This is a genomic window from Nocardia brasiliensis ATCC 700358, assembly GCF_000250675.2.
In the GTDB taxonomy this organism is placed as follows: Bacteria; Actinomycetota; Actinomycetes; order Mycobacteriales; family Mycobacteriaceae; genus Nocardia; species Nocardia brasiliensis_B.
The window spans coordinates 180,982-202,873 of the sequence record NC_018681.1; the positions used below are offsets into that span (position 1 = coordinate 180,982).

Here is a 21,892-nt window from a genome sequence, read left to right on the forward strand (position 1 = left end):
TCAACCGTTGCGGGTTTCAGGCGATGCTGGCGGACTCGATCACGACGTCGTCCTTCGGCACGTCCTGGTGCCCGGCGTTGTTGCCGGTGGCCACGCCCTCGATCTTGTCGACCACGTCCTGGCCCTCGACCACCGCGCCGAACACGGTGTAGCCCCAGCCCTGCGGGTTCGGCGCCTTGTGGTTGAGGAAGTCGTTGTCGCTCGCGTTGATGAAGAACTGCGCGGTGGCCGAGTGCGGATCGTTGGTCCGCGCCATTGCCACGGTGTACTTGTTGTTCTTCAGTCCGTTGTTCGCCTCGTTCTGAATGGGCGCCTGCGTCGGCTTCTGCCGCATGCCCGGCTCGAAGCCGCCACCCTGGATCATGAAGCCCGGGATGACGCGGTGGAAGACGGTGCCGTCGTAATGGCCGGCCTTCACATAGCTCACGAAGTTCTGCACCGTGGTCGGCGCCTTCTCGTCGTCGAGTTCCAGGACGATCGGGCCGAAGTTGGTCTGAAGATTCACCTTGGTCATACCCCCACCTTGCCAGCCCGCTCCCGCGCGCCTTTTGCCGGTCGTGTGTATAGGCCCCCTTGACCATCACGGCGCGCATTTACGAACAATGGCGTGCTGCGGGCGCGGCATATTGAACACAGCTAGCATTGCCAATCGTGCCCGACGCCGCTACCGCTGTTCTGACGAAACCGCCCGCCGCTCCGGCGGCCTCTCCGGCCGATTTCCGGACCGCGCGAATAATCGCGCTGATCGCCGGTCTGCTCGGCGCGCTGTTCGCCATTGCGACCCCTTTCCTGCCGGTCACGCAGACCACGGCGGTGTTGAACTGGCCGCAGACCTCGACGCTCGGCAACGTGCAGGCCCCCTTGATGTCTCAGGTCCCGATCGACCTGAAGGCCACGATTCCGTGCAGCACGGTCGCGCAGCTGCCCGAACGCGGCGGCATGCTGCTGGCCACCGCGCCACCGCAGGGTGACCGGGCCGCGCTGGAGGCCCTGTTCATCCGGGTGTCGGAGACCTCGGTCGACGTGATCGATCGCAATGCGGTGGTGGTGTCGGCGCCGCGGGCGGATATGGAACAGTGCTCGTCGCTGGTGCTCACCTCCGATCACGATCGCACGCGCGCGGTGTTCGAGGGACTGACCACCACGGTCACCAAGCCGGTCGCGGGCGGGGCCGAGGAGCAGGTGCAGGTGCCGGTCGAGGGTTCGCTCAACGGCGACCTGCGGCCGCAGGTGGTCGGCGTCTTCTCCGACCTCAAGGGCGCCGCGCCCGCCGGTCTCGGCTTCACGATGACGGTGGACACCCGGTTCTCCACCAGCCCGACCCTGATCAAGCTGATCGCGATGATCGCGGCGGTGCTGTGCACGCTGGTCGCGCTCGCGGCGCTGGCCCGGCTCGACGGCAGTGACGGGCGCGGGCACCGCCGCTTCCTGCCGTCGAACTGGCTGAAGCCCACCTGGGCCGACGGTGCGGTCGTCGGCACGCTGCTGGTGTGGCATTTCGTCGGTGCCAACACCTCCGACGACGGCTACATCCTGAGCATGGTGCGGGTCGCCCCGCACGCCGGCTACATGGCCAACTACTTCCGCTGGTACGGCGTCCCGGAGGCGCCGTTCGGCTGGTACTACTACGTGATCCAGCTCTTCGCGGAGTTCTCCACCGCCAGCGCCTGGGTGCGGGTGCCCGCACTGCTCTGCGCCATCCTCTGCTGGCTGGTGATCAGCCGCGAGGTGGTGCCCCGCCTCGGGCGCGGCGTGCGCAACAGCAAGGTGGCGTTGTGGACCGGCGGCCTGGTGTTCCTGGCGTTCTGGCTGCCGTTCGACAACGGCCTGCGGTCCGAGCCGATCGTCGCGCTCGGCGCGCTGCTCACCTGGGTGTCGATCGAGCGAGCCATCGCGACCGGCAGGCTGCTGCCCGCCGGGGTCGCGGTCCTGGTCGCCGCGTTCACCCTCGCGGCCGCACCGACCGGCCTGATGTGTGTGGCGGCGTTGCTCGCCGGTATCCGCCCGCTGATCTGGATCGTGGTGCGCAAGCGGCGCCAGTTCGCCGAGCAGGGCGGAAAGTGGTGGGCCACACTGCCGTTGCTGGCCCCCATCGCGGCGGCCGGGGTGCTCGTGCTCATTGTGGTGTACAGCGATCAGACGTTCGCGGGCATCCAGGAGGCGAACCGGGTGCGTCAGGTCACCGGGCCCAACCTCGCCTGGTACGAGGACTACCTGCGCTACTACTACCTGTTCGTGGAGACCGTCGACGGTTCGCTGTCGCGCCGCTTCGCGTTCCTGGTGATGCTGCTGTGCCTGTTCACCACCATGCTGGTGCTGTTGCGGCGCAGGCGGGTGCCCGGTATCGCGAGCGCGCCGACCTGGCGGTTGATGGGCGTCGTGTTCGGCACCATCTTCTTCATGATGTTCAACCCGACCAAGTGGACGCACCACTTCGGCGCGTACGCGGGCATCGCCGGTTCGCTGGCCGCGGTGACCGCGGTCGCGGTGTCGGCCTCGGCCCTGCGGGCGCGCAAGAACCGGGCGATCTTCCTGGCCGGGCTGTTGTTCGTGCTCGCGCTGGCGTTCTCCGGCATCAACGGCTACTGGTACGTGTCCAGCTTCGGTGTGCCGTGGTTCGACAAGCGCATCTCGCTGCACGGCTACCAGTCGAACACCTTGATGCTCGGCCTGTTCGGGCTGGCGCTCGCGTTGGTCGCCTGGCACTCGCTGCGCGAGGGTTACGCGAAGCCGGAGGCCTCGCCACGGTCGGCGCGCGGCAAACGGATTCGCAAGTTCGCCGCGATCCCGCTCACCGTCGTCGCCGCGCTGATGGTCGCGCTCGAGGTGCTCTCGCTGGTCAAGGGCGCGGTCTCGCAGTACCCCGCGTACTCGCTGGCGCGTTCGAACCTCGACGCGCTCGGCGGCAACAGTTGCGGCCTCGCCAATGACGTTCTGGTGGAAGCGGATCCGAACGGCGGCCGGTTGCAGCCGCTCCCCGATCCGGCGCTCGCCGATGCGAGCGATCCGCTGGCCGGCGTCGACCCGGTCGGGTTCGATCCGAACGGCGTGCCCAACGATCTGTCCGCCGACAGTGTCGAGGTGAAGCCGGGCACCGGCAATACCTCGACCCAGTCGGTCGGCGCCGCGTTCGCCGAGGGGCAGAGCGCGGGCACCGGCGGCGGCCAGGGCGCGCGTGGCGTCAACGGCAGTACCGTGGCGCTGCCGTTCGGGCTGGACCCGGCGACCACGCCGATCCTCGGCAGCTACCAGAACGGCGTGCAGCAGCCCGCGCATCTCACCTCGAGCTGGTACGGGCTCTCGCCGCGGTCGGCGGACAGCCCCCTCGTGGTGATCAGCGCGGCGGGGCGCATCCTGTCCGTCGACGACACCGGGGACACCCGCTACGGGCAGTCGCTGACCGTCGACTACGGCAGGAAGCTGCCCGACGGCAGCGTCGAGAAGCTCGGCACCTACCTGCCGCGCGATATCGGCCCGTTCCCGTCCTGGCGTAACCTGCGCGTCCCGCTCGCCGAGATCGCGCCGGAGGCCGACGCGGTCCGCATCGTCGCCAACGATCCGATCCTGATCGGTGACCAGTGGCTGGCGTTCACCCCGCCGCGGATGCCGAAGTTGCAGTCGCTCAACACCTTCATCGGTTCCGAGCAGCCCGTGCTCGAGGACTGGGCGGTCGGTCTCCAGTTCCCCTGCCAGCGTCCGTTCAACCACAAGAACGGCGTGGCCGAGGTCCCCGGGTACCGCATCCTGCCGGACCGCCCCCTCGCCATCAGCTCCACCAACACCTGGCAGGCCGAAGAGTTCGGCGGCATCCTCGGCTTCTCCCAGATGCTGGCGAAGTCGGTGACCGTCCCGACCTACCTGAAGGACAACTACGCCCGCGACTGGGGTTCCCTGGAGCGCTACGACCAGTACGACCGCAGCGCCACCCCCGCGAAACTCGACACCGGCACCGCCACCCGCTCAGGCTTCTGGACCCCCGGAAACCTCCGAGTCTTCTAGCCCCACCACCCCGCAGGCCCGCCGAGCACCAGCTCAGCGGGCCTGCGGGCGTACCGGGCCCAGCTCGGTCCCTCCGGGTAGGCTCGGCGCATGACGAGCGGCGCTCCGACCGACTGGTACCGGTGGATACCGGAGCAGATCACTGCTCGGGATTATGAACTGCTCCCCGAAGATTTTTGCCGCACCATCGAGGTGGTCGACGGCCACATCGTCAAGTGCGAGAGTCCATCACGCCTGCACAACCGAGTGGCGCGCCGCACGGCAGAGCGGATGGAGGCGGGCCGTAAGCCGGAGCCGTGCCTGATGGTCGAGACCGACGTCGATGTGCGAATCAGCGATGTCCCGTTGAGTCTGCGCAGATCTGACGTCGTCGTGTACCGCTGCCTCGCCGACGATGCGCGGCTGTACTCGGGTGACGCTGTGCTGGCCGTCGAGATCGTCTCGCCGGACAGCTCTTTCCACACCGACACCGTAGAGAAGAAGGCGGCTTACGCCGCGGCGGGCATCCCGGTTTACCTCATCGTGTTTCTCACCGAAGCCGGTGACGGCATCGAACTGATCGAGGAGTACCGCCTTTCCGAAGGGCGATATCACCTCGTCTGCCTGCACACCCGCCGCCTGACCATCGATTCCCCCATTGCCGTCGACATCGCCTTCAGCGAACTGTCTTCGGGGTAGTCCGCTCGGCCGACGGCTCACGGCATGCGATGAATCGCAGCACGAGGGGGCGCAGATCGCGCTGCTCGTCCTCGGTCAGGAGGCAGACGAGCGCGGGCAGATCCAGGTCATCGAAAGACGCCGTCATGCGTGCAACCTATCCCTCGGCAATTGGACTTCGGGGTCGATCGGCCTACCGACCCGGGGTCTACGAAGGTCGTGCCGGTGTGGTCGCCACGGGAGGTAATGGCGTTGATGGCTTCTTTGGGACTTGTGGCTCAATGGGCCGGGCGTGTGGCTACCGCGGGGCACTCGACGTTGGGGGTGCGTGGTGCGCGGGGTGAAAGTGGTGCGCCCGCATCAGGTTCGGGGCGGGTGATGCGGGGCGCGCGGTTCGGAGTTGCCGACGATTGCCGCTGGGCTTGGGCAGCGGTGGTGGGCAAGAGGTTTCGTTGGGGTTGCGATCCGGGCCGGGTACGTTCGGGCGGGGCTGACGCGGGCCGGGGGTGTAGGGCGCGGATCGGGCTAGCCGGGGGGTTGCTCAGACCTTGGTCATACGCAGGCCGAGTTCGCGGCGGAGCACTTCTTGGGAGGGGAGGCGGTTGAGTACGCGCAGGACCGCGGGGCGCAGTTCGCGTTGTTCGTCCTCGGTGAGGAGACCGACGAGATCGCGCAGATCCATCTGATCGAAAGCCGACGTCATACTGCACAGATTACGGTTTTTCGCTGAACTCGTCCTGTGATCGCACCGTGAATTTGCCGTCCAACCGGTCTGTTTACGATATTTTTTCGCCGCCGCAACACCCAACCGGTCGGTTCGGGTGCGCGGCGGCGACCATTCATCCGCGTGCGCGAATCGGATCGTCCTTGGCGAATCCGCTGCGCGTTTCGACCGTGCCGCCGATAACGGCGGGACGGGCATTCGGGTCATACGGGGTGAACTTCTCCAGCGAACCCCAGTCACGCGACCAGTCGTGTTCGAGGTAGCTGGGGACGGTCTCGGATTCCAGCAGCAGCCCCGTCCAGCCGAGCGGTCCGCCGCCGATATCGTCCTGCCAGGCGTTGGAGGCATCGGAGCCGACCCGGTCGGGCAGGATGCGCCAGCGCGGCACCTCGGCGACCCCGTCGTGGTGGTCGAACGGACGCTGGCACGGGAACGCGAGCCCCACGTGCCAGTCCAGCAGCACCGGATCCTTGCTGCCGACAACGGAATTCAGCGCGGCCAGCTTGGGCAACCGCGGCGGGGTCACCGCGAGCCACTGCTTGGGCGTGATGTCGTTGTCCACCGCGACCAAGCGCACCGCGTTCGCCTCGACCGGCAGCTGGTCCAGCGGCACCCGCAGGTTGCGCCAGGACGGTGCGGGCCCGATGTCGAGCGGGTCGATCGAGCCGAGCTTGCGCACCGCGCCGCCCGCCTCGCGCACGCCGTATTCGAGGTGCAGCTCCTGTCCGTAGGTGAGCACGCCGTCGGCGTCGATGTGCCGGATCCGGCCCGCCGCGGTGATCGCGAGCACCTGGTAGGCGGGGTCGTGGCGCATGCTGTCGGTCAGGTCCAAGCCGTACCACTGCGAGGTGAGCGAGGCCTGCTGCTGCTCGTTCTCCTGGTAGCTGCCCAGGACCGGGGTCGTGGCCGGGTCGAGCCCGAACGGCAGCGCGACCGTGCTGCCGTTGATACCGGTCTGGGCGGTGGTGCCGCCGCCGGTACCCGCGCCGGTGGTCTTGGTCGTCTTGTTCTTGGCGTCGCTGTTCACCGAGTTGGCGCCGCCGGACACGGTCTCCTCGGCGTCGGCGGTGAGGTCGCTCGCGACCCCGTTCGGCGTGAATCCCTTTGTCTCGGCGGCCAAACCGTCGGCGGGAGCGCCGGTGAGCGGCAGCAGCAGCGAGTTCTTCGTATCCGTCTCGACCAGCACCTCGTTCGCGAGGGCGCACGAATCACCGGCCAGGGATTCGAGATTCGACTTGGCGATCGAGTAGGCCGGGTACTGCGCGACCGCCGCCTTGGCCAGCGACGCGACCTCGAACAGCACCAGCACCGCGGCGGCGATGGTCAACGGCGCGCTGGCGAACCGGTCGAAGCGCCTGGGCGCCAACCGATCCCGGCGGTACGGCTCCCGATAGTGCGCCCACACCGCGACGAGCAGCGCGACGCCGCTCAACCCGAGGAACAGCGTGGAGAACCCCTTGCCCGCCACCAGCGGCGCCTTGTCCCACCACGGCACACCGTAGCTGGACACGTACCACCAGCCGTTAGATCCGGTGAACGTGATCGCGAGCAGGAACAGCACCGCGGCGGCGAACAGGGCCCGGTTGCGCGGCGAGCGAATCCCTTCGGTGCCGACCGCGACGGCCGCGAGCGCGGCGAGCGAGCCGGCCAGCCCGGCGTACACGCCGAAGTGGTGCGTCCACTTGGTCGGGGTGAACATCATCAGGAACAGCGAGGCGAACACGATGCCGAGAATCCGCACCGACGGCCCGCGCGAGGTGCCGGGGATGCGGCCCTTGCGCAGCACCTGCAGCACGCAGACGAGCAGGCACAGCAGCATGACGAGCACGCCGAAGCGCCGGGCCAGCGAGCCGTCCGGCGAGAGCATCAGCAGTGAATCCCACCGCGTGCGTTCGTCGAACCAGGCCACATTCGGCCCGACGAGCGTGCGTACCCGGGTCGCCTCCATCACGGTGGACAGCGTCTGGTCCGCGAAAACCACCACCAGCACCAGGGTTCCGGCGGACAGGCCCGGCGCGAGCAGTGCCAGATAACGGAAGATCGAGGCGGGCAGCGAGTTTCGGCGAGCGAGCTGGGGGGTGCCGGTATCGGCGGCGGCCGTGGGGCTTTCGGCCACACCGCCGCCCGGCGCGGGGACCACACCGCGGGCGCGTTTGATGATGATCTGCAACACCGGTCGTGATCCGGCGATCAGCGCCGCGATGCAGATGAGCCCGGTCGGGCCGGCCGCCAGCGAGAAGCCCGCGATCAGCACGGCGATGGCGGCGGGCAGCAGTCGCCCGGTGGCGATGGCGCGTTCGATCGAGCACCAGGTGAGCAGCGCGCCGGCGGCGATCAGCGGTTCCGGCCGCAGGCCGTTGTCGTAGGGCAGCCAGAAGGCGAGGAACACCAGGCCCGCGGTCCACAACGCGACCTTGTTGCGCCGTACCCGAGCGCCCAAGCGCGGCAGCACTTCCCGGCTGATCACCAGCCAGCAGGTGATGCCCGCGAGCAGTGCGGGCAAGCGCATCCACGGGCTGGCGTCGGAGACCCGGGTCATCCACGCGAGCACCTCGTAGGACCAGCCGAACGGCGCCTCGGGCACGCCGAACCAGCGGTAGTAGTTCGCCATGAAACCGGCGTGCCCGGAGGCCCGCGCCATGTTCAGGATGTAGCCGTCGTCGGAGGTGTTGGCGCCGATGAAGTGCCACAGGCCGAGCGTGCCGAGCACCACCGCGTCGGTCGCGCCGAACCGCCACCAGCGGGCGGGCAGGAAGCGCCGGGCCCGGCGCCCGTCGCTGGTGTCGAGCAGATGCAGCGCGAGCAGCGCGACGACGGTGCTCAGCGCGGCGACGACGATCGCGGCCAGTTTCAGCGCGGTAGGGGAGGAGGAGAAGCGCGAATCGATATCGGCGTGCACCTCGGCGCCATCGAGCCGGTCGGCGGCAAGATCGGTGAAGACACCGGCGATCTGGGGCCGGATGTCGCGAGTCACGGTGTTGCGGAACGGCGTTCCGTCCTGCCGGGTCACGCCGGTGATCTCGGTGCTCGTCGCGGCGGCGGTCGAGTCGATGGTCAGCGCCGTGCAGCCGGTGCCCGCGGTGATCTCCTCGACCGGCGCGGACAGTAGCGGCACGTCGCGCAGGATCACCGACAGCACGCCGTCGGCGACCGAGACGACCAGGCCCTTGGTCGCCGCCTGACCCGACGCGACGGGCGCGGTGGACACCACGGTGCCCGCCGGTCCCACGGCCCGCACCAGCGCGCACGGCAGCGTCGCGTGCATCCGCAGCGGCACGTAGGACACCAGCGGCGCCTCGACGCTGCTCGTCCCGGCCTGTGGCCAGTCCAGCGTTGCCCGGTCCTGTTTCACCGGCAGTATCGGGGTGAGCAGCGCCAGCACGAACCCGAGGAGTCCGGCGACGACGGCGATCAGGCGATATCGAGCGGCCCGATCCCGGCGCCGACCACCGTCGGCCCCGTCGCTGTCGCCGGGACGGGTGAACGCTCGAGTTGCTCGGTCCGCTCGCACGGTCGTTGATGCTAGCTACTCGACCGGCCGCTGCCGATGATCACCTCAGCTTCCAGAGCCACACGTCGTCGACGCGGGCCGGGGCGAAGCCGAGCAGTTGGGTCACGGTGGTGCGCAGCGTGTCGCCGTTCTTCGTGGCGGGCAGCACCAGAACGTCGGCCTGCCAGAACCTCAGATCGTCCTGGGCGGCGGCGCGAGTTTCCTCGGTGATCGGCGGGACCGTGCCGGTGTCCTGCGCCTGCACGAGCAGTGCGGTGGTCGGACGCATCTCGGGACCGTAGATCCCCTTCTTCTGGGTGCCGGTCGGGCCGACGAAATACCCTCCGGCGAGCGGGAAGTCGAAGCCCGCGTCGGCCTGCCAGCGCAGCGCGCCCGCGTCCAGCGGCCGCGGCGGCGGCACCATGACCACCGACCCGCCGTGGACGTAGTCGCGCACCGTCCCGTCCGCGAAGAACGCGGGTGTGGCGGGCCGTTGGACCACCGGCAGGATGGTCGGGGTCAACGGAACCAGCGCGCACAGCAGCGCGCCGCACCAGGCCAGTGGCCGCCAGTCGCCCGGCGACTCGCGCCACCGGTCGATCGCCCGCTGGGTGGCCAGGGCCAGCACCGCCGCGATGGCGGGGATCGCCGCCATGGTGAGCCGGGTCTCCAGCACCGTGCTCAGCAGCGGCACGTGTTCGGCCCAGCGCCAAGGCAATTCGATGCCGGTGTCCTGCTTGCCGAACATGGCGACGGCGCCGAGGGAGAGCACGCCGAACACCGCGATCACCACGCCCGCCGCGCGCACCACCCGTTCGCGCCAGAGCAGCGCGAGGGTGGCGGTCAGCACCAGCAGCAGCGGCCAGCCGAAGTAGGCGTTCTGCTCGGTCTCGTTGATCGCGACGTTCTGTCCGGGCGCGAAGAGGCCGCCGAGGGATTCGGACGGGAACTGCACGATCGCCTTCAGATCGTTGCCCATCGGGCCGTGATCGATGGAGCGGTAGCTCTGCGGTCCGAAAAACTGCCACCACAGCGGGATTTCGGTGAGCATGAGCGCGATCACCGCCGCCAGCAGCAGCGCGGGGGTGAGTCCGCGCAGCACGCGCAGCCCGTGCCGGGGGGTGTGCAGCAGGTAGACGACCGAGAACAGGCCGAATGCCAGCGCGAAGATCAACAGCGGTTCTTCGCCGAGCGCGATCTGCAGTGCGACAAGGAATCCCAGCCAGACGGCATCGCGGACGCGCCAGCGCCGCGCGTCGGTGTCGCGCACACCCGCCCGCCGCGCCATCCGGATCAACAGTCCGGCCATGATCGGAAGCAGGAGCAGCACAACGAAATTCGGGTGCGCGTTGGCATGGGAGATCATCGCCGGCGCGAAACCGCAGAACAGCCCGCCGATCGCGGCCGCGACCCGGGATTCGACCAGTTCCCGGGAGAACAGCCAGTACCACGCCGCGGCGGTGCTGGCGAGGCCGAGCGTGAGCACCAGGACGAAGGTCACCGTGGGCCCGAACAACAGGGTGATCGGGGTGAACGGCACGCCGACCCCGAACATGGCCGTGTTGGCCATCATGTTCACCCCGGCGGGGAAGTTCTGCAGATCGGTGCCGAGCGGATTCTCCAGGTGCGCCACCGAGTGCGCGGTGACCGCGAAGAACCATTCCCACATCGTCTGGTCCTGACCGCTCTTGATCAGGTACCCGCTCTCGGTGTTGCGCCACTGACCGGACAGCACCGTGGCGGCCAGCGCCAGGTACCCGATCGTGACGAGCAGGTCGGCCCGGTGCACCCGGATCCGGGGGAGTCTTCGGCGGCGCGCCGGAGCCGAGGGCTCCGCGGTGGGCACTCCGATCGCGGTGGCTTCCCGTTCCGCGATCCCTACCGCCGACCCGTTCGTGACCACCGGATCGGCCTGTCGTGCCCGTACCACCTGCAAACTTCTCCTCGGCCTAGCTGAAACTCAGCCGCCGACCCTACCCGGCAACCCTGTGTTCTGCCTGGCAGTCGGGTAGGGATGTGATGAACCGGACCCGCCCGGCCCAGGCGTGCTCGAATCCTATTTGCGCAGTGTGACCAGGGTGAACGGGCCGATATCGGTGCTCGTGAAGCGCGGATCGGCGAAGAGGTCCTTGGGGAAGGCCACCGAGTAGCGCTGCACGTTGGGATCGTTCGGATAGACGTCTTTGGCCAGGCGCAGCGTGTAGGTGTCGCCACTGCGCCGGAACAGGAAGGCGTCCGGGGCCCGCCACGGGCAGGCCGCCAATGCATCGAGCAGCGCTGCGGACGTCTTCAGCTTGCTCCAGCTCTCGATGGCTGCCGCCCGGCCGGGGAAATCGGCGAGCATGTTCGCGTAGTGCGAGGTGAGCGCCTGGAAGCCGTAGTACGGGTAGAAGGACAGGAAGCTGGTGTCGGCGGTGAGCAGCACCGTGTCCGAGCGCGGCCGGCCGGTCTGCGCGAGCAGCGCCGCGTCGATCGCGCGGTAGTGCGCGACCGCCGACGGGGCGCGCTGGTCGGCGCGTTCCCCGTTGCCGTCGGTGTCGGTGTAGGCGGTGGTGATCTCGGGCGCGAGGATGTGCGGGATGTGCTGGGTGAACGCGAGCGCGCCGACCACCGCGACCGCGACCACGGCGATCCGGAACTGCCGCGGCTCGTTCAACGCCTGATAGATCGCCCGCGCACCCTCCACGAAACCGAATGCGCCGGCCGCCGCGAGCAGCGCGAGCAGCACCGATTCCAGCCGGAACGAGAGCAGCGTGGTCCCCGCCGCGGTCGCCGCCATGGACAGCAGGGTCCACAGGTACACGGCCAGCACCCCGATGCCCAGCGCCTGTGCCCGCCGCGACGAGGCGGCCCGCACCACCAGCCAGAGCAGCCCGATCAGGCAGAGCGCGCCGCGCAGGGAGAACTCGGCCATCGGCAACGGCAGTTCGGCCCCGGATTCGGGCAGGTAGTGGAAGGCGGAACCGGAGGTGGCGACCTTGCCGCTCAGCGTCTTCAGCAGGTACGGCAGCCACACGATCAGCGCGACCAGCGCGGCGAGCACCGCGATCACCGCCAGCCGGACCAGCGGCGGGACCGCCGCCCGCCATGGCGGGCGGGTCTCGGCGGCGCCGCGCGCGCGGCGGGGATGAGTGGCGGCCCGCTGTTCGCGCACCGCGAGCCCGGCCGCGATGAGACCCATCAGCGCGACGGCGAAGGCCGCGAACGCCGCGTACAGCGTGTAGAACGTGGCGGACCAGCCGAGGAACAGTCCGGTGCCGAGCACCGCGCCCCAGCCGCCGAGGGTCTTGCCCGCGTCGAGGGGCCGGTGCAGCGCACCCCAGGCGAGCACGAGTGCGGGCGGCAGCAGGATCACGATCACCGCGCTGTAGGCCTCGGGCGCGGCGTACGCGACGGCGAGCGCGGTCACGGCCGCGGTCACCGCGACCGCCCAGTCCGCACGAATCAGCTTGGACCACAGCACAAGTGAGATCACCGCGGCGACCGCGAGCGAACCGATCGCGTACGGCTTGAAAGCTTCCCACCCGGTCAGGCCGAGCACGTTGGCGACCCGGCCGCCGATCCAGAACCAGCCCGCCGGATAGAACGGCGGCAGGTCGGCATAGGTCATATCGCGCAGCGCCGCGGTGTCGGTGAGCCGGGTCAGATACTCGGTGCGGAACTCCTGGTCCACCGAGACGCCGAACAGATACAGCTTGGTCGCCGCCAGCGGCATCCCCAGCGTGAACGTGACGAAGGTCGAAACACCCACCCAGGACAGCACTTTCGCCGCCCAGGGCCAGCGCTGGCGGCGCAGCAGCGCGATCGCCGCGATCAGCAGGACCGCCGCGACGACCTGTCCGACCGTGGTCAGCGCCCGAGTGACGTTGGAGGAGTTGAACGCGGGCCACTGCACCCGCGAGAACGCCAGCAGCCCAACGCCGGTCACCACCGTGGCGACCACCGCCGCCAGCAGTGCCTCGCCCACCCCGGAGCCGAGGTGGCGGGCCAGCAGCGGCGCTTTACCCGGCGCCCGCTCGCCGTGCTCCGTCGATGCACCGCTCGGTGCGGTCGCGGTGGTCACCGCGGCGCTCCGCAGTCGTCACAGTCGAACACTCGCATGGCATCTCCGGCTTCGTTCGGGCTCGGCTTTCACGTCGGCGTCACGACGCCCGCACCGCGGCGTTCGGACGATCCGCGAACATGCTGCCAGGTCCGGTGCCGGATGGGGCGACCCATGCCGGTGCCGCCTGATTTCGCGCAGGCCCGCCCGCCGCCGGTTAGCCCCGGCACAGCGGCGCGGACCGGCGCGGCAGCGTGCGTCAGATGGGGAGCTTGCGGAAGATCGGGCGCGGGATGTGGCGCAGGATCATCATGACGTAGCGCCAGGTGCCCGGTGCCCAGATGAGTTCCCGGCCCTTCTGCGCGGCCGAAACCGCCAGCTCGGCGATGACTTCCTTGTCCACGGTGAGCGGCGCTTCTTTGACGTGCGCGGAGAACTTGGTGCGCACCATGCCCGGCCGGATCACCAGCACGCGCGGCCCGTGCGGGCGCAGCGCCTCGCCGAGCCCCAGGTAGAAACCGTCCAGGCCGGCCTTGGTGGACCCGTAGACGAAATTCGTGCGACGGACCCGCTCACCGGCGACCGAGGACATCGCGATGATCCGCCCGAAGCCCTGCGCCTTCATCTTCTCGCCGACCAGCACGCCGACCGAAACCGATGCGGTGTAGTTGATTCCGGCGACCTGCACGGCTTTGCGCTGGTTCTGCCACAGCTCTTCCGGGTCACCGTCGAGCGCGAACGCGACGATCGCGATATCGACATCGCCGCCGTCCCAGGCCGCGTCGATCACCTTCGGGTGGCCATCGGTGTCGAGCGCGTCGAAATCGATCAGCTCGACACTGCTGGCACCCGCCGCTTTCATCTGCGCGACGGCATCTTCGCGCAGCGGATCATTCGGCAGGGCGGCCAGGATGATCCGTGCGGGCCCCTTCTTCAGGTATTCCGCGCAGATCGCCAGGCCGATCTCGGAGGTCCCGCCGAGCAGCAGAATGGCCTGCGGGTTTCCCACGGCATTGATCACTGAAGCTCCAGCCTTCTCGCCATATCGGACATGAAAACGCCTGTGGGATCGACACTTCGGCGGATCTTGATCCACTCGTCGATCCGCGGGTACATCTGGTGGAAGGTTTCCGCGCTGGTGCGCGAATCCTTCGCCGTGTACAGCCGCCCGCCGAACTCCAGCACCCGCCGGTCCAGCTCGCTGACCAGCTCGTTCAGCCCGGGTTTGATCGGGAAGTCGACGCAGATGTTCCAGCCGGGCATCGGGAAGCTCAGCGGCGCCGGGTTGCCCGCGCCGAACAGCTTGAACACGTTGAGCGCCGAGTAGTGACCCGAGGCCTGGATGTCGATGATGATCCGCTTGAACTCCTCGACCGCCTCGGTCGGCACCACGAACTGGTACTGCAGGAATCCGTTGGAGCCGTAGCCACGGTTCCACTCCGCGATCATGTCGAGCGGGTGATAGAACTGCGTCAGGTTCTGCACCTTGCCGGTGTAGTTGCCGCCCATCGCGTAGTACGCCTCGCCGATGGAGCGCAGCGTCAGCTTGTTCATCGTCCAGTTCGGGAAGATGTCCGGCACCGTCATCAGTTGCGGCGCATCGAATTTCAGCGGCTTACTGCGCAGGCGCTTGGGTAGCTCGTCGACCTTGGCCAGCCTGCCGCGGGTGATGGTGGCGCGGCCCAGCTTCGGCAGCGGGCTGATCACGTCGAACCAGGCGCTCGAGTACGTGTAGTGGGCTTCGCTGCCGTCGCTGTGCGCCGCGATGGTCTCGTCCAGCGTCGTGGTCTTCACGCCGTCGTTGAGGAAGTACGCCGATTCGGTCGGCGTCATCTCGATGGTCGCGCGCAGGATGATGCCGGTGAGGCCGTTGCCGCCGACCGTCGCCCAGAACAGCTTGGCGTTGCGCTTCGGCGTGAGGTGCTGCACCTGCCCGTCGGCGGTGAGCAGCTCGATCGAGCGCACGTGGTTGCCGAAGCTGCCTTCGCTGTGATGGTTCTTGCCGTGGATATCGGAGGCGATGGCGCCGCCGATCGTCACCTGACGGGTGCCGGGCAGCACCGGAACCCACAGCCCGAACGGCAGCGCCGCCTTCATGAGCTGGTCCAGGCTGACCCCGCCGTCCACGTCGACGATCCGCGTGTCGCGGTCGATCCGGTGGATGTTGTTCAGCGCCGTCATGTCGACCACCAGCCCACCCGCGTTCTGCGCGTGGTCGCCGTAGGAGCGGCCGAGCCCGCGCGCGATGACACCGCGGCGCAGGTGTGGTGGCTTGCTGTCGTTGTCCTCGGCGACCATGGCGACGGCCTTGGCGATCAGTTCCGGATCGCCGGTCGAGAGCACTTCGGATGAGGTTGGTGCGGTGCGACCCCACCCGGTCAACGTGCGGGTTTGCGTCGGCAAGGCGAACGCGCTCCCGGCGTCGGCGTCCCCGTTTGTGACGGTGGCGCCGTTCTCGTTCCCGGTCGTCGTGGTGGCGGTCGGAGCTTTCGTGGACATCGGCATAGAGGCTACAGGTATGACCGGACATCCGGTCGATGTCTCTTACTCCGGAGTAGTGACATATACGTCGCTATGGCGCTGGACACGCCCGCCGCCCACATCGCGGGTTCCCGGGGTCGGCCGGTCCGCGCGCCGCCGCGGCGGGCCCCGGCTACGCTCGTGCCCGTGCCTGCCGAACCCCACCTGCCGCTTCCGGTCGAGTTGCCGCTGGTCGACGAGCCGGGCGGTACCGATGTCGACCTCAAGACGCAGATCGTCCGGTTCACCCTGACCGGCGGCCTGTCGGCGATCGTCGACTTCGGGTTGTACAGCCTGCTCTTCAACCTGATCGGGCTGCCGCGCGAGGCGGCCAAGTCGCTCAGCTTCATCGCGGGCACCACCACCGCGTACCTGATCAACCGGCGCTGGACCTTCCAGGCGCCGCCGAGCCGGGCCCGCTTCGTCGCGGTGGTGATCCTCTACGCGGTCACCTTCGCCGTACAGGTCGGCATCAACGCGGTGCTGTACGAGGCGCTGCCGGACGCGGCGTGGCGCCAGCTGCTCGCCTTCGTGGTCGCGCAGGGCACCGCCACCGTCATCAACTTCGTCGTCCAGCGCCTGGTGATCTTCAAGATCAAGTGAGGCTCGGCCCCGCTCACCCGTTCGTGAGCAGGGCTTCGGCCAGTTCGCGTCCCTGCGCCTTGGCCCCGAAGTAGTCCCCGCCTTTCGCGCGGGTGCTGTCGGTGCCCCAATCACGCTGTTCCCGGTCGGCGGGGACGAGGTGCGGAATGTGCTTGCGGCAGTGGATGTATGCCTCTTCGATGTCGACGACGACCCAGCGCTCGGCCGCGCGGCCCTTGGCGTTGGCGGGCAGTCCCGGGGTGATCTTGCGCAAAGTGTCGTCGGCGATGATCCGGGCCGAGCCGTTGACGTGCAGGCCGATCAGATCGCGCACGAAATCGATTAGCAGGATGCCTACGTGCGGATTCTCCAGGATGTTGCCGAGGCTGGCGAGTACGCCGTTGCCCCGATATTCGGGGTAGGCAATCGTGCGTTCATCGATCACGTGCAGGAAGCCGGGCTCGCCGGCGCGGAAGCTGGCGTCGCATTCGCCGTGTTTGTCCGAGGTGGCGATGAAGGCCATCTCCATCCGGCCGATGAACTCGATCATGGTGTGGTTCAGGTGATCGAGCACTTGGTCGTTGTAGAAGCGTGCGGCTCTGTCCTGGGTGCCGTACCGATCCTGTAGCTCGCGTTCGCCGTCGCTGCCGTGCTGCGCGCCGGGCATTCGTGCCCCCTCTGGTAGGCGGAATCGGGTTCCGTCGAGGGGTCGAGATCGCGCCCGCGACTAAACCGAAATCCTGCCCATTTTAGTCCGATTCGGCTTGGCAAAAGTACGAAATCCACGTTGAGAATGCACTGAATGCGTAATTAGCGCAAGGGTTTCCACGGATTAGCTGCATTCCGACCGGCCGGAATTTTTCCGCCGACTGGCCTACCGGAAACAGTCCGATTTTCCGCGCCCGTCAGGCCGGCGTCAAGGTCACCGGGACGCCGTTGAAGACCGCGTTGCCGGATGGGACGTCGACTATCGAGTCGTCGGTCAGCACGTTCGCGTTGACTCCGGCGTGTTCTTTGGCGACGCTCTGCGTGCTGTCGGTGTGGCCCCAGCCGTGCGGCAGGCTCACCACCCCCGGCATGATCGCGTCGGTCGGCTCCAGCGGCACCGTCAGCATGCCCGCCGCCGATTTCACCACCGCGTGCTCGTGCAGGCCGAGCCGCGCGATATCGGCCGGATTGATCTGCAGCGTGCAGCGATTCGAGCCGCTCACCAGCGTGGCGACGTTGTGCATCCAGCTGTTGTTGGAGCGCAGCTGCCGCCGCCCGATCAGCACCACGTCCGGGGCCGCGTCGGCCAGGCGGGCCCGCATCCGGCTCACGTCGTCGAGCAACGGCCGCGGCGCGAGTTCCACTTTCTTCGATTCTGTCCGCAGCGCACCGGGCAGCTTGGGCTGCAACGGCCCGAGGTCGACGCCGTGCGGATTGTCCAGCAGCACTTGCAGATTCAGGTGCCCACCGGCCCATTCGCCGTAAGGGCCGAGCCGCAGCATCAGGTCGATGCGTTGTTCTGTGGTGTCGGCTCCGATCAATTCGGCGCGCCGCTCGGTCATTCCGGCCTTGTGCAGCATGCCCGCGATGATCAGTTCGTCGACGCCGGTGAGCGGGTCGACGCCGTCGGTGCCCGCGTGCGGCATGCCCGACACCGCCGCCGCCAGCCTGGCGAGCACCGCCGACTCCGACGGCCGGTCGCCCAGCGGCACCAGCGGGCGCGAATACCGTGCGTAGTTGTGCACCGCGAATTGCAGCAACGCGAAGTCGTAGTGCGGTGACTGCACAGGCCGCGGCGGCGGCAGGAGCACGTCGGCGTGCCGGGTGGTTTCGTTGAGATACCGGTCCACGCTGACCATGAAGTCGAGCTGGGCGAAGGCAGCGTCGAGCCGGGCGCCGCTCGGCGCGGAGAGCACCGGATTGCCCGCGACCGTCACCAGCGCGCGGATCTGCCCCTCGCCGGGGGTGCTGATTTCGTCGGCCAAGGTCGCGACGGGCAGCTCACCCATCGCCTCGGGCAGGCCGCGGACCCGGCTGGTCCAGCGGCCGGGCCGGAACGGCTTGCTGCGGACGATGCCGCCCGCCGCCGCGGTCGCGAACATCGCGCCGCCCGCGGTGTCGAGGTTGCCGGTCAAAACGTTGATCGCGTCCACGAGCCACTGCGTGATGGTGCCGAATTCCGCTGTACAGGTGCCGATCCGGGCGTAAACGGCCGCGGTCGGCGCGGCGGCCAGCTCCCTGGCGAGCCGGATCACCGTGTCGGCGGGCACGCCGGTCCGTGTGGCCACCGTGTCCGGGCTGAACGCCGCTGCGGCCGTGCGCAGTTCGTCCACGCCCGTGGCCTCGACCCGGATATCGATGAGGTTCTCGGCGAACAAGGTGTGCACAATGCCGAACAACAGATACGCGTCGCTGCCCGGCCGGATGAACAGGTGCTCGTCGGCCAGCTTCGCGGTGCGCGTCACGCGGGGATCGACCACCACGAAGCGGCCGCCGCGGCGGCGCAGCGCCTTCAGCCTGCCGGGGAAATCCGGTGCGGTGCACAGCGATCCGTTGGATTCGAGCGGGTTGGCGCCGAGCATCAGCAGATAGTCGGTGCGGTCCAGGTCGGGCACCGGCACGGTGAGCGGATCGCCGAACATCAAGCCGCTGGCCACCTGTTTCGGCATCTGGTCGGCGGTGCTCGCGGAGAAGATGTTGCGCGTGCTCAACGCCCGCAGCAGCACCGGCACGTACAGCGCGCCCGCCACGGTGTGCGCGTTGGGATTACCCAGATACGCTGCCGCGGATTGTTTTCCGTGCTCGGCGACGATCTGGGGGAAGCGCTCTGCGATGAGGTCGAACGCCTCGTCCCAGGACGCGGTGCGCCAGGTATCGGTGGCCCGGTCGCGAATCATCGGCTCGCGCACCCGGTCCGGGTCCTCGTCCAGATGGCCGAAGCTCGCGCCCTTGGGGCAGATGAACCCCTTGCTGAACGGGTCGGCCTTGTCGCCGCGCACCGCGGTCACATGATCCTCGGGATCGAGCGTGATCTCCAGGCCGCACACCGCCTCGCACAGGGGGCAGGTGCGCAACAGATTCCGCTGATCGGTGACGTCGGCCATGCTCGTCCGCCTTTTCGCGTGTTCCGGCTGGGCTCGAGCGTCGCGCCGGTGGCTGGCGCGCGGCGGGGTGGCGCATCGGCCGGGCTGACCCACGTACGCGCAATTCAGTCGTGACGTCCCGAGTGTCTCAATCCATAGCGTAATCGAGATCGGCGTCACAGACGGCCGTCCACGCAAAACGACCGATATCCGCACGCCGGTGCAGGCCGGCTTGGTGGCGGATATCGGTCGTGCAGTCCGGGTAGTCCCAGTCCCGGTCTGTGTTCAGCAGGTTGTGCGGTGTCAGCAGGCGACGCTGGTGAGCTGCGTCTTGCTGCGTGCGGTCGCGGCCCGGACGGCCGCGCTGAGCGCAACCACCGGCGGAACCCAGCGGGCCTCGGTGGGTGCGACCCCCCAGCAGGCCGAGCCTGCCGAGAGCTGAGTGGGCGGCAGCGGGACGCCCGCGCCGTCGGTGTGGACGACAGCGCCCGCGGCGGTCAGCGCCGCCAGCGCCATGGCGGCCTTGCGGACGCCGGTGACCAAGTGGATCTCGCGACGCTCGGTGCCCGGGATCTCGATGACCGGCCCGGACAGGTTGTTCGCTCGCAGGAAGCGGCGGACCTGACCGGCCAGTTCGCCGCTGACCTCGATGGCCGAAAGCTCGTCATCGGTGATCAGGCAAAGACCGTTGGCCGTTTCGGCGACCGTCCATCCGCGCTGGGTGTATTCCTGCGCTGCGGCGGTCATGGCAGCCGCCGAGACGGAAGTCGGAAACGTGGTGCGCACTGTCTTTCTCCATTCCCCGGTAGATCTGGGTCCTGCATTCATGGGTCGTATCGGTGGTGGCCGTCCGCAGCGTTACGCGATCTTCAAAACTTCTTCACGACTGTTGCTCACGTCTCTTCTGCGGGTGCGTAAAAGCTGTTCGCTATAACCTGGGTTTTTCCATCCGGAATCGTTGTGCTGCCGCCACTTTGGGGCGCTGACCTGTTCTTTCCCTGGGATCTCGCTGAGCAGAACCTGGGAATGATGTGACCGCGGTGTGAGGATGATGTGACGTATCGGTCCGCTCCCGAATCCCCGCTGGCCCGGACGCGCGATTGCGGGGAGGATTTCTTGCCATGAGCGATGAGTCCAACGGAACCGGTGCGGCGAAGGGGAGTCCGCTGCCGGACCCGGAGGAGTTCGAAGCCGAATCGCGCTGGATCACGTGGAAGGAATCGGCGGCCCGCAGGTTCTCGCGCACGGAAACCGCCGCGACCGAGCAGCCGCTGGAGCCGTTCGAGAGCCCGCGTGCCTTCGGGCAGTGGAGCGTCGAGGCCGCCCGCGGTTTGCTGGATGTGCAGTTCCATCGCCCGGCCACCCGGACCCTGCTGCCGCTGGCCTATATTCTCGGACTCGCCTTCGCCGTCGCCGTCCCGATCGCGCTCACCGTGCTCATGTGGCGGGTGTCGGCGGTGCTGGGCGTGCTGGCCGCGTTGCTCGGCGTGCCGCTGGGACTGACCATCGCGGCCGCGGTCCGCCTGATGCTCGAGTTCCTGGTGAACGCGTCGCGGCTGGCCACCAGGGTCGAGCACATCAGCGAACTGGCCGACGATCTGTTCCAGGCGCTCTCCGATGTCGCCGAACCGGTGAACCAGCTCTCCGAAGACGTTCGCGCGGTGCAGTTCTGGCGTTTCCGCAAGCGAGGCCCCCGGCGCTAGGTCCGGTGCACAACGCGCGCGGCGGGTTTCCCCGCAATCTGCCCGCCCTCGGGTTGTGGTGTCGCCCATAGTGACCGGGGGTTGTTTTGCTGTGAAACAATGCCGTTTGGATGCTCCAGCTCCGGCTGGGACGGTGTCCGATAGAGAAGGGTCACACTGCCGGGCTTCGGAGTAGTCCGGTCACAGTGCCCGGTGCTCGGCTACAAGGGGGGAACACCTATGGCATTACCGCAGGGGACGACCGGTTCGACCATGCCCCGGCGCCAACTCGGCCGGCATCTGCGCGACCTGCGTAATCGCGCGCGGATGACCACCAGAACCGCTGCCCAGCAACTGGAATGGTCGGAGGCCAAGATCTGGCGGATCGAGACCGGCCAGACCTCGCTGCGCAGCCTCGACGTCGAGGCGATGTGCAAGGTCTACGGCGCGCCGTCCGATCTGATCGGTCCGCTCACCGCTTTGGCGCGGGAGACGAAGGCCCGTGGCTGGTGGACCGCGTACGGCGACGTGATCGCGGAGGGGTTCGAGGTCTACATCGGCCTGGAGGAGGCGGCCACCCGGTTGTCGACCTACGAGAACGAACTGGTGCCCGGCCTGCTGCAGACCGAGGACTACACGCGGGCGTTGCTCACGGCCGCGCGCCCGGACATGCCCGCGAACGAACTCGACCGGCGGGTGCAGTTGCGCATGGCACGTCAAGCCCTGGTCACCCGCGCGCACGCGCCCCTGCACTTGGACGTGGTGATCAGCGAGTCGGTGCTGTGGCGGCGCATCGGCGGTGACGCGGTCACCGCCGCGCAGCTCGAGCACCTGCGGCGCATGTGCGACCTGCCGAACGTCCGGATCCAGGTGGCGCCAACGGATTCCGGCTACCACGACGGCATGGACTCGGGCCGTTTCGTCATGCTCGAGTTCCCCGAGCTGCGTGCGGGCGAGTCGCCCGAACCGCCGGTGGTCTACGTCGAATCGTTCACCGGTCCGGTGTATCTGGACAAGGAGAACGAGATCGACCGGTACCGAAGGGCTTTGGCGAGCATCAAATCGGTCGCGGTGGACGCGCGCGACGATATCGAGCAGGCGCGCAGCAGCCGCGTGTTCTGAGGG

At 68.4% G+C, this 21,892-nt stretch carries 16 protein-coding genes; 5 read left to right on the top strand and 11 right to left on the bottom strand.

All coding sequences use genetic code 11. The features are described from left to right. Positions 1–16 precede the first annotated feature (16 nt). Positions 17–514, bottom strand: a complete 498-nt coding sequence (locus tag O3I_RS00770) for a peptidylprolyl isomerase (RefSeq protein ID WP_014980980.1) — start codon at positions 512–514, stop codon at positions 17–19. A gap of 137 nt (positions 515–651) precedes the next feature. Between O3I_RS00770 and O3I_RS00775 the strand changes: the two genes are divergently transcribed. Together O3I_RS00775 and O3I_RS00780 are read left to right on the top strand one after the other, a co-directional pair. Further along, positions 652–3,999: an arabinosyltransferase domain-containing protein gene (locus O3I_RS00775; RefSeq protein ID WP_014980981.1), complete on the top strand. Its 3,348-nt coding sequence runs from the start codon at positions 652–654 to the stop codon at positions 3,997–3,999. Positions 4,000–4,089: 90 nt separating this feature from the next. Then, the gene (locus O3I_RS00780; RefSeq protein ID WP_014980982.1) at positions 4,090–4,677 is read left to right on the top strand and encodes a Uma2 family endonuclease; all 588 of its coding nucleotides are present in this window, start codon (positions 4,090–4,092) and stop codon (positions 4,675–4,677) included. On the opposite strand, the gene O3I_RS45300 is transcribed toward O3I_RS00780, so the two are convergent. From O3I_RS45300 to O3I_RS00805, 7 genes are all read right to left on the bottom strand, one after another. Beyond that, on the bottom strand, positions 4,655–4,804 hold the full coding sequence (locus O3I_RS45300) for a hypothetical protein (RefSeq protein ID WP_167829092.1): 150 nt from the start codon (positions 4,802–4,804) through the stop codon (positions 4,655–4,657). The two genes, O3I_RS00780 and O3I_RS45300, sit on opposite strands and share 23 nt — an antisense overlap. Positions 4,805–5,197: 393 nt before the next feature. Next, positions 5,198–5,359 carry a hypothetical protein gene (locus O3I_RS45305; protein ID WP_014980983.1) on the bottom strand — a complete coding sequence of 54 codons (162 nt, stop codon included), beginning with the start codon at positions 5,357–5,359 and terminating at the stop codon, positions 5,198–5,200. Between the two features lie 136 nt (positions 5,360–5,495). Beyond that, on the bottom strand, positions 5,496–8,891 hold the full coding sequence (locus O3I_RS00785) for an arabinosyltransferase domain-containing protein (protein WP_014980984.1): 3,396 nt from the start codon (positions 8,889–8,891) through the stop codon (positions 5,496–5,498). 40 nt (positions 8,892–8,931) lie between these two features. Beyond that, positions 8,932–10,800 (bottom strand): hypothetical protein, encoded by a 1,869-nt coding sequence (locus O3I_RS00790; RefSeq protein ID WP_014980985.1) that lies wholly within the window; start codon positions 10,798–10,800, stop codon positions 8,932–8,934. A gap of 126 nt (positions 10,801–10,926) precedes the next feature. Continuing rightward, entirely contained in the window at positions 10,927–12,864 is a 1,938-nt protein-coding gene (locus O3I_RS00795) for a galactan 5-O-arabinofuranosyltransferase (RefSeq protein WP_424769595.1), read from the bottom strand. 307 nt (positions 12,865–13,171) lie between these two features. Continuing rightward, positions 13,172–13,933 (bottom strand): decaprenylphospho-beta-D-erythro-pentofuranosid-2-ulose 2-reductase, encoded by a 762-nt coding sequence (locus tag O3I_RS00800; protein WP_014980987.1) that lies wholly within the window; start codon positions 13,931–13,933, stop codon positions 13,172–13,174. Continuing rightward, positions 13,930–15,417, bottom strand: a complete 1,488-nt coding sequence (locus O3I_RS00805; RefSeq protein WP_014980988.1) for an FAD-binding oxidoreductase — start codon at positions 15,415–15,417, stop codon at positions 13,930–13,932. Before O3I_RS00805 ends, O3I_RS00800 begins: the two co-directional genes overlap by 4 nt. A 162-nt stretch (positions 15,418–15,579) precedes the next feature. Here O3I_RS00805 and O3I_RS00810 point away from each other — a divergent pair, with 162 nt between their 5' ends. Beyond that, positions 15,580–16,035 carry a GtrA family protein gene (locus O3I_RS00810; RefSeq protein ID WP_167829093.1) on the top strand — a complete coding sequence of 152 codons (456 nt, stop codon included), beginning with the start codon at positions 15,580–15,582 and terminating at the stop codon, positions 16,033–16,035. A 13-nt stretch (positions 16,036–16,048) separates the two neighbouring features. Here the strand turns inward: O3I_RS00810 and O3I_RS00815 are convergent, their stop codons facing one another. From O3I_RS00815 to O3I_RS00825, 3 genes are all read right to left on the bottom strand, one after another. Continuing rightward, entirely contained in the window at positions 16,049–16,681 is a 633-nt protein-coding gene (locus O3I_RS00815; RefSeq protein WP_014980990.1) for a pyridoxamine 5'-phosphate oxidase family protein, read from the bottom strand. A gap of 238 nt (positions 16,682–16,919) precedes the next feature. Then, positions 16,920–19,106 carry a molybdopterin-dependent oxidoreductase gene (locus O3I_RS00820; RefSeq protein ID WP_014980991.1) on the bottom strand — a complete coding sequence of 729 codons (2,187 nt, stop codon included), beginning with the start codon at positions 19,104–19,106 and terminating at the stop codon, positions 16,920–16,922. A 282-nt stretch (positions 19,107–19,388) separates the two neighbouring features. Beyond that, complete coding sequence (locus O3I_RS00825; RefSeq protein ID WP_014980992.1) at positions 19,389–19,871, bottom strand: hypothetical protein; 483 nt, start codon at positions 19,869–19,871, stop codon at positions 19,389–19,391. A gap of 335 nt (positions 19,872–20,206) precedes the next feature. Here O3I_RS00825 and O3I_RS00830 point away from each other — a divergent pair, with 335 nt between their 5' ends. Both O3I_RS00830 and O3I_RS00835 read left to right on the top strand, forming a co-directional pair. Continuing rightward, positions 20,207–20,788: a DUF4282 domain-containing protein gene (locus tag O3I_RS00830; RefSeq protein ID WP_014980993.1), complete on the top strand. Its 582-nt coding sequence runs from the start codon at positions 20,207–20,209 to the stop codon at positions 20,786–20,788. 219 nt (positions 20,789–21,007) lie between these two features. Continuing rightward, positions 21,008–21,889, top strand: a complete 882-nt coding sequence (locus O3I_RS00835; RefSeq protein ID WP_014980994.1) for a helix-turn-helix domain-containing protein — start codon at positions 21,008–21,010, stop codon at positions 21,887–21,889. Positions 21,890–21,892 lie beyond the last annotated feature (3 nt).

Coding starts and splice junctions, on each gene's coding strand:
- O3I_RS00770 (WP_014980980.1), bottom strand. CDS start 514: ATGACCAAGGTGAATCTTCAGACCAACTTCGGCCCGATCGTCCTGGAA.
- O3I_RS00780 (WP_014980982.1), top strand. CDS start 4,090: ATGACGAGCGGCGCTCCGACCGACTGGTACCGGTGGATACCGGAGCAG.
- O3I_RS45300 (WP_167829092.1), bottom strand. CDS start 4,804: ATGACGGCGTCTTTCGATGACCTGGATCTGCCCGCGCTCGTCTGCCTC.
- O3I_RS45305 (WP_014980983.1), bottom strand. CDS start 5,359: ATGACGTCGGCTTTCGATCAGATGGATCTGCGCGATCTCGTCGGTCTC.
- O3I_RS00805 (WP_014980988.1), bottom strand. CDS start 15,417: ATGCCGATGTCCACGAAAGCTCCGACCGCCACCACGACGACCGGGAAC.
- O3I_RS00815 (WP_014980990.1), bottom strand. CDS start 16,681: ATGCCCGGCGCGCAGCACGGCAGCGACGGCGAACGCGAGCTACAGGAT.
- O3I_RS00820 (WP_014980991.1), bottom strand. CDS start 19,106: ATGGCCGACGTCACCGATCAGCGGAATCTGTTGCGCACCTGCCCCCTG.
- O3I_RS00830 (WP_014980993.1), top strand. CDS start 20,207: ATGAGCGATGAGTCCAACGGAACCGGTGCGGCGAAGGGGAGTCCGCTG.
- O3I_RS00835 (WP_014980994.1), top strand. CDS start 21,008: ATGGCATTACCGCAGGGGACGACCGGTTCGACCATGCCCCGGCGCCAA.